This is a genomic window from Caballeronia fortuita (assembly GCF_001544835.2).
Taxonomy (GTDB): Bacteria; Pseudomonadota; Gammaproteobacteria; order Burkholderiales; family Burkholderiaceae; genus Caballeronia; species Caballeronia fortuita.
In genome coordinates this window covers 141,845-155,199 of the sequence record NZ_FCNX02000014.1, presented here as the reverse complement: position 1 = coordinate 155,199, position 13,355 = coordinate 141,845, and the positions used below count along the sequence as shown (strand labels likewise).

The 13,355-nt window shown below is 62.6% G+C and carries 14 protein-coding genes and 1 pseudogene; 5 read left to right on the top strand and 10 right to left on the bottom strand.

The window, feature by feature from the left end:
• Positions 1-39 precede the first annotated feature (39 nt).
• The 6 genes and pseudogenes from AWB77_RS25175 to AWB77_RS25150 form a co-directional block, all read right to left on the bottom strand.
• On the bottom strand, positions 40-753 hold the full coding sequence (locus AWB77_RS25175) for an ABC transporter ATP-binding protein (protein ID WP_061137169.1): 714 nt from the start codon (positions 751-753) through the stop codon (positions 40-42).
• 20 nt (positions 754-773) lie between these two features.
• Positions 774-1,760 (bottom strand): annotated as a pseudogene (locus tag AWB77_RS25170) (branched-chain amino acid ABC transporter permease); the annotation flags it as partial.
• A 9-nt stretch (positions 1,761-1,769) separates the two neighbouring features.
• The gene (locus tag AWB77_RS25165) at positions 1,770-2,642 is read right to left on the bottom strand and encodes a branched-chain amino acid ABC transporter permease (RefSeq protein ID WP_061137167.1); all 873 of its coding nucleotides are present in this window, start codon (positions 2,640-2,642) and stop codon (positions 1,770-1,772) included.
• Between the two features lie 650 nt (positions 2,643-3,292).
• Positions 3,293-4,531, bottom strand: coding sequence for an ABC transporter substrate-binding protein (locus tag AWB77_RS25160; protein WP_374728715.1), 1,239 nt, complete (start codon positions 4,529-4,531; stop codon positions 3,293-3,295).
• Positions 4,532-4,916: 385 nt separating this feature from the next.
• Positions 4,917-5,636 carry an anti-sigma factor family protein gene (locus AWB77_RS25155; protein WP_061137165.1) on the bottom strand — a complete coding sequence of 240 codons (720 nt, stop codon included), beginning with the start codon at positions 5,634-5,636 and terminating at the stop codon, positions 4,917-4,919.
• Positions 5,626-6,303: an RNA polymerase sigma factor gene (locus AWB77_RS25150; protein ID WP_061137164.1), complete on the bottom strand. Its 678-nt coding sequence runs from the start codon at positions 6,301-6,303 to the stop codon at positions 5,626-5,628. The genes AWB77_RS25155 and AWB77_RS25150 overlap by 11 nt, the downstream gene beginning before the upstream one ends.
• Positions 6,304-6,611: 308 nt before the next feature.
• On the opposite strand from AWB77_RS25150, the gene AWB77_RS25145 reads away from it, so the two are divergent.
• Both AWB77_RS25145 and AWB77_RS25140 read left to right on the top strand, forming a co-directional pair.
• Positions 6,612-7,610: a metallophosphoesterase family protein gene (locus tag AWB77_RS25145; protein WP_061137240.1), complete on the top strand. Its 999-nt coding sequence runs from the start codon at positions 6,612-6,614 to the stop codon at positions 7,608-7,610.
• Positions 7,607-8,020 carry a cupredoxin domain-containing protein gene (locus AWB77_RS25140; RefSeq protein WP_061137163.1) on the top strand — a complete coding sequence of 138 codons (414 nt, stop codon included), beginning with the start codon at positions 7,607-7,609 and terminating at the stop codon, positions 8,018-8,020. The genes AWB77_RS25145 and AWB77_RS25140 overlap by 4 nt, the downstream gene beginning before the upstream one ends.
• A 40-nt stretch (positions 8,021-8,060) precedes the next feature.
• Here AWB77_RS25140 and AWB77_RS25135 read toward each other — a convergent pair whose 3' ends face one another.
• From AWB77_RS25135 to AWB77_RS36130, 4 genes are all read right to left on the bottom strand, one after another.
• Positions 8,061-9,161: a 4-hydroxyphenylpyruvate dioxygenase family protein gene (locus AWB77_RS25135; RefSeq protein ID WP_061137162.1), complete on the bottom strand. Its 1,101-nt coding sequence runs from the start codon at positions 9,159-9,161 to the stop codon at positions 8,061-8,063.
• A gap of 190 nt (positions 9,162-9,351) precedes the next feature.
• On the bottom strand, positions 9,352-9,600 hold the full coding sequence (locus AWB77_RS25130) for a hypothetical protein (RefSeq protein WP_061137161.1): 249 nt from the start codon (positions 9,598-9,600) through the stop codon (positions 9,352-9,354).
• 37 nt (positions 9,601-9,637) lie between these two features.
• Complete coding sequence (locus AWB77_RS25125; RefSeq protein WP_061137160.1) at positions 9,638-10,141, bottom strand: lecithin retinol acyltransferase family protein; 504 nt, start codon at positions 10,139-10,141, stop codon at positions 9,638-9,640.
• 105 nt (positions 10,142-10,246) lie between these two features.
• Entirely contained in the window at positions 10,247-10,417 is a 171-nt protein-coding gene (locus tag AWB77_RS36130; protein ID WP_157694922.1) for a hypothetical protein, read from the bottom strand.
• Between the two features lie 159 nt (positions 10,418-10,576).
• Here AWB77_RS36130 and AWB77_RS25120 point away from each other — a divergent pair, with 159 nt between their 5' ends.
• The 3 genes from AWB77_RS25120 (at position 10,577) to AWB77_RS25110 (ending at position 13,353) form a co-directional block, all read left to right on the top strand.
• A complete protein-coding gene (locus AWB77_RS25120) occupies positions 10,577-10,906 on the top strand; it encodes a hypothetical protein (protein ID WP_061137159.1) in 330 nt (109 codons plus the stop codon).
• 105 nt (positions 10,907-11,011) lie between these two features.
• The gene (locus AWB77_RS25115) at positions 11,012-11,782 is read left to right on the top strand and encodes a PP2C family protein-serine/threonine phosphatase (RefSeq protein ID WP_061137239.1); all 771 of its coding nucleotides are present in this window, start codon (positions 11,012-11,014) and stop codon (positions 11,780-11,782) included.
• Between the two features lie 26 nt (positions 11,783-11,808).
• A complete protein-coding gene (locus AWB77_RS25110; RefSeq protein WP_061137158.1) occupies positions 11,809-13,353 on the top strand; it encodes a hypothetical protein in 1,545 nt (514 codons plus the stop codon).
• Positions 13,354-13,355 lie beyond the last annotated feature (2 nt).

Sequence of the window (13,355 nt, the reverse complement as noted above, 5' to 3'; positions counted from 1 at the left end):
ATCATGATAGAGCGGAATGCTATTGTCGCAGTGCGGCAATCAATGACTCGCGCCGAGATAGGCCGCTTTCACCGAGGGATCGTTGCGCAACTGTTCTGCGGGACCGTGCGTGGCGACGCGGCCGTTTTCCAGCACATAGCCGTAATCCGCGACATTGAGGGCGGCGGCGGCGAACTGCTCGACGAGCAGCATCGTGACGCCGTCGCCCTTGAGACGTTCGATGATGCGAAAGACTTCGTCGACAAGAATGGGCGCGAGGCCCATCGATGGTTCGTCGAGCAGCACGAGGTCGGGGTTGAGCATGATGGCGCGCGCCATTGCGAGCATTTGCTGTTCGCCGCCCGACAGCGTGCCTGCGAGTTGATGGCGGCGTTCCTTCAGACGCGGGAACAATTCGATTGCGCGTTCGAGATCGGCGTTGACGTCGCCTTTCGGTCTTGACCACGTGAGGCGCGGGAAAGCGCCGAGCAGAAGGTTGTCGGTGACGGACATCGTCGCGAAGACGCGGCGTCCTTCGGGAGAATGCGCGAGTCCCAGGCGCGCGATCTTGTGCGAATCCAGCGAGTCGATGCGCTTTGTGTTGCTGCCGACACCCATCGTGATTTCGCCTTCGGTCGGCTTGATCATGCCGGAGATCGCGCGCATGGTTGTCGTCTTGCCGGCGCCGTTCGAGCCTATCAAGGTCACTACTTTTGCCTTCGGCACACTTAGCGATATGCCGTGGAGGACTTTTACCTTGCCGTAGCCGTGGATCGCGCACGGTCTGACGAGCCATAACTGGTCAACGCTTCGATCCAGAACGAAAACACAGCGAGGCCCGCCGTGCCAATTATCGGCACCGCGACGCGCCGCGGCGTCGTGCTCTTCTTCGCAAGCGAATACGCTGCGCCCGCGACGACAATCACCGCGAGCGCGGTCGCGACGACACGGAAGTTCGAAATATCGTCGAGCAGCTTGGGCAACATCACGATGACCGTCGACCCGATGATCGCGCCCGTGCGCGTCTTGCGTCCGCCCATGATGATCGCGAGAAGAAACAGGATCGTCAGTTCGAAGTTATAGGTGTTGGGCGAGATGTACTGCTCGGAGTACGAATACAGGCATCCCGCGAGGCCCGCGAATCCCGCGCTTATGACGAACGCGATAACCTTGTAACGATACACCGACACACCCATGCAATCCGATGCGATCGGGCTATCGCGCAACGCCTCGAATGCGCGGCCGAGATGCGACTTCAACACGCGATGCACGACGATCAGCGACACCACCAGCAATGCCGCGACGAGCCAGTAATACTGCACTTCATCGAGCCTGTGCCCCGCGAACATCGGCTTGGGAATCTTGAGGCCCATCGGTCCGTTCGTGAGGAAGTCCATCTCGTTGATGAGAATCTGGATGATGGTGCCGAACGCGAGCGTCACCATCGCGAGATACGGTCCCGACACGCGCAGTGCGGGAAGCGCGAGAATCGCTCCGAAGCCCGCTGTCACGAGAATCGATAGCGGCGCGGTCACGTAGAACGGCATGCCGAGCTTGATGAACAGCACGCCCGCCGTGTATGCCCCGACGCCGAACAGACCCGCGTGACCGAGCGACACTTGCCCCGTATAACCCACGACGATATCGAGCCCGAACAGCAGGATCGCATAGATCATGATGGTTTCGACGAGGTGGATGTAATACGGATTGCCCGACACCAACGGAAAGATAGCGAGTACAGCGAGTCCGATGAGTGCCGCGATCCAGTTCTTTGCTTTCATCGTCGCGCCTCAGACTTTCTTGATCGCCGTCTTGCCGAAGAGACCTGCGGGCTTGACCGCGAGCACGATCAAGAGCAGCACGAGTCCCGGCACATCCTTGTAGCCGGTGGAAATATAGAAGCCTGTCGTCGTCTCCGCGATGCCGAGAATCATGCCGCCGACGATGATGCCCATGCCGCTCGACAGTCCGCCGATGATCGCCACCGCGAACGCCTTGAGGCCGAGCACCGCGCCCATCGTTGCGCCGGTCAGCGTCAGCGGCGCGATCAAAACCCCTGCAAATGCAGCGGTCAAAGAGGAAAGCGCGTAAGAGAACGTGATGACGAGACCGGTGTTGATGCCCATGAGCGAGGCCGCATCGCGATCGTTGGCGGTGGCGACGACAGCCTTGCCGAAGATCGTCTTGCGATTGAAGAATTCGACTGCGAGCATCATGACGAGCGCGCCGCCGACGACGAGAAGTTCCATCGGCAGGACATTCGCTCCGAATACTTTAAGCGGCGCTTCGGGCAAGGGCGAGGGAAAGCGCAGATCGTCGCGGCCCCAGACGTTTTCGGCGACGTTCTTGAAGATGATGCCGAGTGCGATGGTTGACATGATCCAGCCGAACTCGGATTTGATCTTGATCGCGGGACGCACGCCGATGCGCTCGACGAACGCGCCCTGCACGAGCCCGAAGAGACAGACGAGCGGGATCATGAGCCAGTAGTTGACGCCTGCGGATACGAGCGTGAGACCGACGAGCGCGCCGAGCATGAGGGCATCACCCTGGCCGAAGTTCAGCGTTCCCGATGTCGCGAAGGTGAGTTGATAGCCGAACGCGATCACGGCGTAGATCATGCCCAGGGCTATGCCGCTGTAGACGAGTTGCAGAAGGATCATGGGTTTTCGTTTTTGGTTGCTTTCGCGCTTTTCGTGGAATCCCGTTTTCTTCGTGGTTTATTAGCACTGCCCCTGTGCGGGGCGGCAGTCACTTTCTTTGCTGCTGCAAAGAAAGTAACCAAAGAAAGCAGCTTCTGTCACGCCCGCGGTCACACGCAGTTTGGGTAGTCCTTTCCTCCAACGTGGCACTCGCCTAACGTGTGCCCTCATCACAATCACCCAGCTTGGCTCGCGCACGGTCTGTCACATCGTGCCGCACAACATGCTGGTTCAGCACAAAATAGCCCCGGCCCGCTTCGCAGCCGATGGGTGACCGGGTACGCGAGCGCGCTCGCGTACCCTTGGTTTCCCTCGCAGACCCGACGGCAGCGCGCAGCGCCGTGCCGAAACTGTTTCGTGCTGATCCAGCGCCCTAAAACTTCCGGCTCGTCAGACCGTGCGCGATCCAAGCCCGATTGGGCCCACGATGACACTCGTTAGGCGAGTGCCACGGTGGACGAGAGAACTACTCAAACTGCGTATGACCGCGGGCTTGAAAAGCTGCTTTCTTTGGTTACTTTCTTTGCAGCAGCAAAGAAAGTGACTGCCGCCCCGCACAGGGGCAGTGCTAATAAACCAAAAAGAAAACGGGATCCGGCGAAACAAAAAACTCAATTCGCCGCAGCGGCAGTAGTAGCAGTAGCAGTAGCAGTAGCAGTCTGCTTGGACCGCAGCGTCCCACCGCCCTTCTTATCGGCGTCATACGCATAAACCACGCGCCCGCTCTTGACCTCCCCGATAACCGGCACATTAGGCGTGATAGCTTCGTGATCGCCCTTCGTAAAGGGCTTGTCATACACCATCACGACGCCTTCGACTTTAGTGCTCAGGTTCTCGAGCGCATCCTTGACCTTGGGCCCATCGGTAGAACCCGCCTGCTTGATCGCGGCAGCGAGCAGATACACCGAGTCATAACCTTGCGCCGCTGAAACCGGCGAATCGATACGTTCGTTCTTCGGCTTGAATTCCTTCAGATAAGCCTCGATAAAAGCCTTGCGCTTAGGCGTATTCGCTTCCTGAATGAAAGTCTGCGGCATGCGCGCGCCTTCGCCATTCGCGCCGGCATTGTCGATATAGTTCGCCATCGAAAGCGTCCAGCTTCCGATCAACGGCACCTTCCAGCCGAGCTTCGCCATGCCATTCGCGATCTGCGCGAGTTCAGGCCCGATGCCATACGTCAGCACCGCTTGCGCGCCCGCTTCCTTCGCCTTCAGCAACTGGGCCGTCATATCGACGTCCTTGATGTTGAACTTCTCGACGGCCACCGGCTTCACGCCCTTCGCGGCCAGCGCTTTCTCCAGATCCTCGCGTCCAAGCTGGCCGTAGTTGGTCGAATCCGCGAGAATCGCGACCTTCGTGAAGCCGCGCTTCGTCACCGCTTCCTCGACGATCATCGGCGCCTGGATACGATCGGCGGCAGCGTTGCGGAAGACGTAATTGTCCGGCTGATCGTCGAATTGCTTCGTCACCACCGTGCCCGTCGCGACGTTATTGAACACCGGAATCTTCGCTTCCTGAAAGAAGCGCTGCGACGCGAGCGCGACACCGGTATTGGTATAGCCGACGACCGCGACGACCTTTTCCTTGTTGATGAGTTCCTGCGCGATCTGCACGCCGCGCTCGTTCTTCGCTTCGTCATCGCGCTCGACGAGGACGATCTGCCGGCCGAGCACGCCGCCCGACTTGTTGATCTCGGCAGTGGCGAGACGCACGCCGTCGCGCATGCTGACACCCATGGAAGACGAGCCGCCCGTGAACGGACCATCGACGCCGATCTTGATCGGGTCGGCCGCGTGCGCCAACGAGAAAACGCCGAACGCGAGCGCGCTCGCGATGAGCTTCATCTTCATTCCCATGTGTGTCTCCGTCGCGTGATTCGTTATTCGAAAGTCCCATGCAACGCAGAAGATGCCTTCAAGATTTCTAAACGCATTCCGAGTTATCGATTACATAGGCTGTGAGCGAGTTCAGAAAAATGTAAGGATACGGCCATATTCGGACATACCCGAAGAGCACGAGCGTTAGGCCACACTGACGCATCGTAACCGTGCAGAGCATGGAATACCCGCATTTATCCAGCATCCCAAAGCATTTCGATAACTCCGAAACAGCGGGTATACGCGTAATGCCGATAGCGAAAAAAAAGCGCGCGGCATCCCTGGCGGATGACCGCGCGCAACCTTGCGCACCCTTCGATTCCTCAAGAGCCGATAACTTTTTTCGCCCTGCACCTTTTTAGCGCGGCGCGCCGGTTTCCATGGCCTGCGCGAACTGACGCAATACCGAGCCCGATGCATCGGTGACGGCCCAGAAGGTCATGCCATCGTGATTCCATTTCGCGAGCGCATAGCCATCGTCGGATTGCGTGACGGCCGGCTCGGTCTTCGCTTCGCCCTTGTGCTCGGGAAACACGTACACGTCGATCGGATGCTTCAGATAGCGATAAACCACGACCGCGACAGGCCGATGATCGATGTAATCGAGCCGTCCGCCGACGAGCGCAAAGCCCGGCCCCGCCGGATCGATCACCGGCGGCGCATAGTCGATGCGGCCGTTGAACCACGGCTTCACCGTATGCTTGTCGCTCGAAAGCACGTCGATCGGGCGGTCCGACATCAACGCGCGCACGTGGCTCGACACGATCTCCTGCGCGATCGGCGATCCCGTCGATACGCTCGACACAAGCGGCACCACCTGGAACCACAGCATCGTGCCGAGCACGAGCGCGGAAAGCGTGGCGCCCGCGAACGCGCCGCCGAAGAACGGCCACGGCGCCGCGAACGGATTGCGCGAGGCGCGTCGCGCGGGACGAACCGGCGCGCGACGGCGCGCGTCGTCTTCGGCCTCGGCACGCACCCGCGCCAGCACCTGCCCACGCAGATGCACCGGCGCGCGCTGATACAGCGAACCATCGGTGAGCCTCGTATCGAGCGAGGCGGTGTCGTTATTTTCCATTTCCCGACTCCTCAGAATGACCCGGCGCCGCGCGGCGCACGAGGCGCACGCTCGGCTTGTCCTGCCCCTGCCCGCATTGCGCCGCGCGCACCGCCCCCGCCAGCATCTTGCGGCCGCGCGCGAGCCGCGACATCACCGTGCCGATCGGCACGCCGGTCACGGATGCGACTTCCTTGTAGCTCATGTCTTCCAGCTCACGTAACACCAGCACCTCGCGAAAGGCGATCGGCAGCGCCTCCAGCGCGCGATGCACCAGATGGATCTCGTCGCGGCGCACGGCGAGCGTTTCAGGATCCGCCGCGCCTTCCTCCGACCAGCCCGGCAACGCTTCATCGCCGCCGAGTTCTTCGTCGTAGGGCGTCGCGTCCGCGAGCTGCACGCGCCGCCGCCATTCCGTGAACCACGTATTGCGCACGATCGCGAGCAGCCACGCACGCGCGTTCGCCTCCTCGCCGCCCTCGAATCCGCCGAAGAAACGGAACGCGCGCAGATAGGCTTCCTGCACGACATCGTCGGCGTCGTTCGCGCTGCCCGACAGCCAGCGCGCGAGGTTATACGCGGCGTCCAGATGCGGCATCACCGTCGCCTCGAAACGCGCGTGCGCCGCCCCGGCGTCCGCCTGGCCGCGGCGCCCGGACTTGTCTTCTTTCGACCTGCCTGGCCACATCGCGCGGATCTCCTTTCGACAACCACGTTCGGAAAACATCGTTCGGGCGCGGCGGCATCGCCGCTTTCGCGCCTTCCCCTCAGTTACTTCCCGCAGCGGCGGTTTATTCCCGTCCGGAAGCAGCGACTCGAAAAAATATAGCGGGAATATCCGGCCGCGCCGTCCGGTTCGATGAACGGATGCCGCCACGTCATCGCTCGATTGCAGCCGACGTCGCCGGCCTCGCGCTCGCGCATCGAGCCGCCGCGGGCGCGGCTTCGCCCCATCGAACGACAAGAACCGCGGCCATCATCATCAAAGGAACCATCATGAAACCCGATCCGACCGCACTGCCGCCCACGCACGAACGCGACGCACACGACGAACTCGACGCGCACGGCAAGCGCCGCCGCACCGCACTCTCATGCATGGCGTGGGCGGGCTCCGGCGTCATCTGGACGGTGAGCGGCGGCGTGCCCGTCTCGCGGCTGATTTCATCGGCGCAAGCGGCCGAGACGACCAGTTCGTTCAGCTTCGTGCAGATCAGCGACAGCCACATCGGCTTCAACAAGGACCCGAACACCGAGCCCACGAGCACGCTCGAAGAAGCCGTCAATCACGTAAGCGCGATGCAGAAGCGCCCCGCGTTCATGATTCACACCGGCGACATCACACATCTGTCGAAGCCCGCGCAGTTCGATACGGCGACGCAGATCATCGGCAAAGCGGGCATGGACGTGCATTACGTGCCGGGCGAACACGATGTGCTCGTCGAAGAAGGCAACGCGTTCTTCGAGCGCTTCTCCGGGCAATACGGCACAGGCAGCACGCGCCACTGGTACAGCTTCGATCAGGGCGGCGTGCATTTCATCGGTCTCACCAACGTGATCGATCTGAAGGGCGGCGGACTCGGTTTTCTCGGCGATGCACAGCTCGCGTGGCTCAAGGCCGACTTGCAGGGCAAATCGAGCAGCACGCCGATCGTCGTGTTTGCCCACATCCCGCTGTGGGCGCTGTATCCGCAATGGGGCTGGGGCACCGACGACAGCGCGCAGGCGCTTGCGCTCTTGAAGCGCTTCGGCTCGGTGACCGTGCTGAACGGCCACGTGCATCAGGTCGCGCAAAAAGTGGAGGGAGAGATGCGCTTCTATTCGGCGATGTCGACCGCGTTTCCGCAGCCCGCGCCGGGCGCGCCATCCGGGCCGGGGCCGATGAAAGTGCCGTCGGAACAGTTGCGCACGATGCTCGGCCTGCGCGAAGTCACGCATGTCGCGGGACGCGGGCAGCTTGCCGTCACCGATACATCGCTCGCGGGAGTGCAGTCATGATCGCATCGACGCTCGCGAACTATGTGTCGCCCGCCAACCTCCGCCCGCTCGCGGCCAAGTTCCTGCGCCAGGCCGCGTTCGCACTGGTCGTGAAGGGGGTCATCAGCGTGGCGATTCCGCCGGCGTGCGCGCAGGAACCCGCGCAACAGGTGGCGGCGACGAACGCGCCGACGATCTCCATCGACAACTTCGCATTCAATCAGGCGACGATCACCGTGCCGGCCGGCACGAAAGTGACGTGGGTGAATCACGACGACATGCTGCACACCGTCGCCGATGAAGGAAAGAGCTTCAAGTCCGATCCGCTCGACAGCGGCGACAGCTTCTCGCATGTGTTCGACAAGCCGGGCACGTACAAGTATTTCTGCTCGCTGCATCCGCACATGACAGGGACGGTCGTCGTGCAGTGAGCGGTGAGCGGCGAGCGGCGCAGCGCGCGGGGTTGCGCCGTCAGCCCCGCGCCTTCGCGATCGCGGCGAGATTCCCTTCGCCGAAGCCATGATGCCCGCGTCGCTCGACGATCTCGAAGAACATGTCGCCGGGCTTGCGCTCGACGAACGTCTGCAAAAAAAGCTGCGGCGTGCCGTCGGGGAGAATCTCGCCGTCGACGAGAATGCCGCGCGCACGCAGCCTGTCGATATCGAGGCCGTGGCCGGGCAGACGCTCGCCGATCTCGTCGTAGTAGCGCGGCGGCGGCTGCAGGAAGCGCACGCCGCGCGCCATCAACGCATCGACGGAAGCGAAGATATCCGCCGATGCCAGCGCGATATGCTGCACGCCCTCGCCTTCGTGATCGGGCAGATACTGCTGCATCAGATCCGTGCGATACGTGCCTTCCTCGTACACCGGAATGCGGATCGAGCCGCACGGCGAGAGCGTGACGGCCGAATCCTGCGACACGTGCCAGTCCGGATGCACCTGATGAATCTCCGAGAAGTGCAGCACTTCGCGATAGAAATCGAGCCATTCCTGAATGCGCCCCGCGCCGACCGTCTGCGTGAAGTGGTCGACTTCGAGCAGGCCGGTGCCAGTACCGGAGGCATGCGCGCCCGCATGTTCGATCGGACGAAAGTCGATGTCGTAGATCGACGTCTCGCCGCTATTCTTGCCCGGCCAGTGATCGACGAAATAGATATGCGAGTCGCCGATGCCCTGGATCGCCGGAATTGCAAGCTCGTTCGGACCGATCTTCTCGCCTTCGAAATCCCACGCGCCGTATTCGAGCGCGCGCTCGTGAGCGACTTGCGCATCGAGCACGCGAATGCCGATCGCCGCGATGCCGACGCCGTGCGATTCCGCAAAGCGCGACGCGAACGAGTCCGGCTCCGCGTTCAGCAGAAAATTCATGCTGCCCTGCCGGAACAGCGTAACCGCCTTGCTCACGTGCCGCGCGGCCGGCACGAAGCCGAGCGTTTCGAAGAGAGTGGCGAGCCCCTCGGGATCAGGACTGGAGAACTCGACGAACTCAAGCCCCGCGATGCCGAGCGGATTGTCGCCGAGGTTCGCATCGGGCGTCGCGCGGGCGGAGAAAGAGGAGTCGGGCTGGGTCATCGGCAATACCTCGAAATTGTACGAACTGGTTCACGGACGGAAACCTACCACGGCCTGCGGCTCCCGTGCGACCCGGCGGCTTCATCGGCTGGCCGCGATGCGTGCGACTAGAGTAGCGGCAGCGGGATTGCCGTGTCAAAGCCGGGGCAGCCCGACGCGCCCCGGCCCTTCGTACGCATCCGGCGCCCGCTCAGGCGGCGAGACGCTGCGCGCTCATCGACGGGCGCTTCGCTTGCGGCGGAAACACGTTCCAGGTGCCGTCGTCGTGACGGAAGAAGATGATCGCGAGCGGACCGCCCGGATGCCGCGCCTCGATGCAGACGTAGCGCGCCCCGGTGACGTGCGAACGGCACAGACGCACGACGCGTGCCGGATGCGCCGGCGTCGGCGCGAGCCATTTGTCGACGGCCCAGTGCAGCGAGTTTTCGGTGGTTTGCATGATGGTCTCCTCGGAATCGATTTGCCAGCGGTGAGGTTCAGGCTGCGAGCGCCGCGTTCATGCGGCGGCGGCGCTCGGCGGCGACATAGGCGCGAAAGAGTCCCGCGACGGCTCTAACGGCCGCGCGCGGGTGGACGAAGCACGCTTGCACCTGACGGCTGCGGGCGCGGCCGTCGAGGCACCACGTGACGAAGTGCTCGCAGTTGTTGGTCAGCAGGTGATACTTGTCTTCGCCGATGCGGCTGCGCGCGCGGCGCACCGCTTCCATGCCGACGAACTTCGCGGCCGGGTTCTGGCGGATCGCGACATCGTGGCCGGCGGCGAACTGTTCGACGGTGACTTCCTCGACCGGGCCGCGATGCAGCGACTTCGCGAAGCCCGCATAGTGGATGACCATGCCGTTGCCCGCGTAAATGCCGTGGTGGTCGTAACCCGAGCGGCGCGTGACGAGTTCGGTGCCGAGCGCCGGTTCATCGTCGAGCGAGAAGCCGCTCGCGGCGGCTTGCGCGTCGATCAGTCCGGATTGCTGGTTGGTTGACATGGCTGGCTCCGATTCTTCTTTGCCTGGCGCCAGGTGTTTGTTTCGCGCCGGGTTGCCTAGCCTTTTGCATCTTCCTTGCCAGTTTTATTAACCCCTTGATTTTTATCACTTATAGCCACTCTCCGCCATTTTTTGCCGACCTTGTGTTTCCGGCCGGCCAACAGTTTTCGGCGGCGTTTGTTGGGCTTTGTGCGCCAGAATGGCCGCGCGTTCATGGCGGTTGCAGGTGTTGGTTATGCGCAGCGGCGCGGCCATCGCGTGTTGGGCGCGATCCAACGGACGCGTTCTTTCACGTCCACGGCGCCCCGTATGCCGATGACGCGAGACCGCCGCCCCGCCGACCGCGCCGGACGACGATCGACAATGAGCCAGACGTCGGCATGAGGTTTGCATTGCTCCGTGCGTCCTGTTCACAGGCCCTCACGGAGAAACGACATGCGCGCCCTCACCGTCACGGATCTCGACTACGATCGCGAGCTGGATCATGCGGCGATGTCCGCCATCAGTGGCGGAGGCGGCGCGCCGTGGGTATTCGGCTGGATCACGCCGTTCGTCGAGCGCGCCGCGGCCGGCGCGGGCGCGGGAAGCGCCACGGTTAACCTCATCGATGTCACGAACAACATCTACGAAATCACCAACAACATCACGAACATCACGGTCGGCCAGATGGTGAATCAGTTTCAGAACGTCGCCGTCAGCAATACCGGCAACGGCGCGACGCTCACCGTCAATCCGAGTTCGACGGCGGGGAATCGCGCCGGTTGAGCGGTGCGCATGAAGATTCGCTTCCCGCGCGCGTTGGTACACAATGAGCGGGATCGTCCGCCGCGCATGCCCGAGCCCGCGCCATCCAGGATTCCGGAGGTTGCCATGACCTTCAGCACCGAGTTTCGATGGACTTCCGCCGCCCGCACCGACACTGGCTGCGTGCGGCAGATCAACGAAGACGCGCTGCTCGATGCGCCCGAGCGCGGTCTGTGGGCCGTCGCCGACGGCATGGGCGGCCACGCGGTCGGCGATCTCGCAAGCCGCATGGTGATCGAGACCCTCGCGAAGGTGTCGCCGGCGAGCGATCTCGCAGGCGTCATCGGCGACGTGCGCGCGCGTCTTCTCGATGTGAACGACAAATTGCGCGCGGAAGCGGCGCGTCGTCAGGTGTCACGCATCGGGAGTACGGTGGTCGTGCTCGCGGCGCGCGATGGCGCGTGCGGCTATGTGTGGGCGGGCGACAGCCGCATCTATCTGTTGCGTCAGGGACGGCTCATGCAGTTGACCCGCGATCACAGCCATGTCGAGGAACTCAAGGCGCGCGGCCAACTGACGGCGGAAGAAGCGCTGCATCATCCGGCGCAGCATCTGATCACGCGAGCGGTCGGCGCGCTCGACGTGCTCGAACTCGACGAAAACACGCTCGCTCTCAACGATGGCGACACTTTCCTGCTCTGCAGCGATGGCTTATCGAACGAAGTCAGCGAAGCGGAGATGGCGAACGAGCTTGCGCCCGGTGATTGCGACGCCGCAGCGCAACGGCTGCTGGAGATCGCGCTCGCGCGTGGCGGGCGCGACAATATTTCCGTGGTCGTCGCGCATGCGGTCGATCTGATGGCGACCGACAAGACGCAGGTGAATCCGTCGATCTAGACACTTTTCGGTAATCTGGAACGACGATGCTCGAAGGCGTTGAACGAAAACCGGACGACCCTGACCGCATCGACTTGCCGAGCGTCGCGATGGTGCTCGCGATCCTCGCGATCGGCGCGGCGATCGCGTGCGTCTTCGGATTCGTTTCGAACGATTCCTGGGATTATCTGCTGCTCGCGCAATCGCTTCGGCGCGGTCTCGGCTGCACCGAAAACGGCACTTACTTCGCGACGTTTCCGTGCGGCTATCCGCTCGCCATTGCATTGCTCTCACCCTTCAGCGATATCCCGAGCATCTTCGTCAGCAGCAAAATCTTGAACTTCGCGCTGCTCTTTCTCGCGTTCGTCTTTCTTGCGTTATCGCCGCTGCGCATCGGTATCGCCGCGCTCGTCGCGCTCAATCCGCTCTCATTGCGCATCTATCAGTACACGTGGTCCGAGAATCTGTTCCTGTTTGCCGTCGCCGGTTCGTTTGCGTGCATCGCGGCCGTTCATCGCAACGGCCGATCGGGATGGCACGGTGTCCTGCTCGCAGCGGCGCTCGTCATCGGCTGTTCATCGCGCTATGTATTCGGGCCTTTTGCGGCGCTGATGTTCGTCTGCGTCGCGCTCGTCTGGGGACGCAGGACCGCGATCCGCGTCCTGCCCTCGTTCGCCTTCGCCGCATTGTTCTACTGGGCCTATCAGACATTCAACGTGCAGCACACGGGATTCAGCACCGGCATGGCGCGCATCCCGGCGCCCGAATCGACGGCGCTTCTGATCTACACGTTCGTTCATGCGTCCGTGCGCATTGTCAGCACGTTTTGCGCGACCGCGGCGATCTTCATCGTGCTCGCGGGCGCGCGCTTCAAACGCGCCGTCATCGATGAAGAACGCGCGCGTGCAAACTGGTTCCTTGTGCTGTTGGGCGCGGGTGCATTGCTGTTGCAGTTCGCGTTACGCGTGCGCACACAGTTCGATCCGTTCGATGCACGCACTCTCGGCTATGGATATGTCTTCCTGTTATCCGGCGCGGCAGGCCTTTTCACGCAACTCGGCGACAAGCCCGTCCGACTGCGCGCGCTGGTCATTTACGGACTGACATGCGTGCTGCTCGCGCAAGGCCCCGGCTTCGCCCTTCGCCTCTTGCGCATCCCGCGCGATGCCCCCGTCCCGGCCATCGCGGACATGCGCACTTACCGGAGCGCGCCGACCGACGCGACGCTCATCGTGAGTCTCGTCACGCCGCGCGTGAACGCGACCATCGAAGGCGAGAGCGCGCTTTACTATCCGCCGGGCAAAGAAGTCGTCTCGCCGGGAACGGCGCCTTATCGCACGGCGGAGACGTTCGCGGCGTTTCGCGCGCGCGTGCTCGTTCGACACATCGCGAACTGCGCTATCGACTTCACCCCGTTCGCGTCGGCCGAACAGTTTCGCGAGTATCTCGACGCGACATATCCCGTCGATCTGCGTCTGCGTCCAAAGCTTTCCGCGACGGAATTCATACGCCGCGACAGCCTCGATCCGACGATGCGCGACTGGTTGCGCACACGCTTCGCGCCCGGCCGATATGTCGATTGCGGTTTGTGAAT

Excerpts from the sequence above, each read along its gene's own strand:
- AWB77_RS25165 (WP_061137167.1), bottom strand. The coding sequence starts at position 2,642 with ATGATCCTTCTGCAACTCGTCTACAGCGGCATAGCCCTGGGCATGATC.
- AWB77_RS25160 (WP_374728715.1), bottom strand. The coding sequence starts at position 4,531 with ATGAAGATGAAGCTCATCGCGAGCGCGCTCGCGTTCGGCGTTTTCTCG.
- AWB77_RS25155 (WP_061137165.1), bottom strand. The coding sequence starts at position 5,636 with ATGGAAAATAACGACACCGCCTCGCTCGATACGAGGCTCACCGATGGT.
- AWB77_RS25150 (WP_061137164.1), bottom strand. The coding sequence starts at position 6,303 with ATGTGGCCAGGCAGGTCGAAAGAAGACAAGTCCGGGCGCCGCGGCCAG.
- AWB77_RS25145 (WP_061137240.1), top strand. The coding sequence starts at position 6,612 with ATGAAACCCGATCCGACCGCACTGCCGCCCACGCACGAACGCGACGCA.
- AWB77_RS25140 (WP_061137163.1), top strand. The coding sequence starts at position 7,607 with ATGATCGCATCGACGCTCGCGAACTATGTGTCGCCCGCCAACCTCCGC.
- AWB77_RS25135 (WP_061137162.1), bottom strand. The coding sequence starts at position 9,161 with ATGACCCAGCCCGACTCCTCTTTCTCCGCCCGCGCGACGCCCGATGCG.
- AWB77_RS25130 (WP_061137161.1), bottom strand. The coding sequence starts at position 9,600 with ATGCAAACCACCGAAAACTCGCTGCACTGGGCCGTCGACAAATGGCTC.
- AWB77_RS25125 (WP_061137160.1), bottom strand. The coding sequence starts at position 10,141 with ATGTCAACCAACCAGCAATCCGGACTGATCGACGCGCAAGCCGCCGCG.
- AWB77_RS25120 (WP_061137159.1), top strand. The coding sequence starts at position 10,577 with ATGCGCGCCCTCACCGTCACGGATCTCGACTACGATCGCGAGCTGGAT.
- AWB77_RS25115 (WP_061137239.1), top strand. The coding sequence starts at position 11,012 with ATGACCTTCAGCACCGAGTTTCGATGGACTTCCGCCGCCCGCACCGAC.
- AWB77_RS25110 (WP_061137158.1), top strand. The coding sequence starts at position 11,809 with ATGCTCGAAGGCGTTGAACGAAAACCGGACGACCCTGACCGCATCGAC.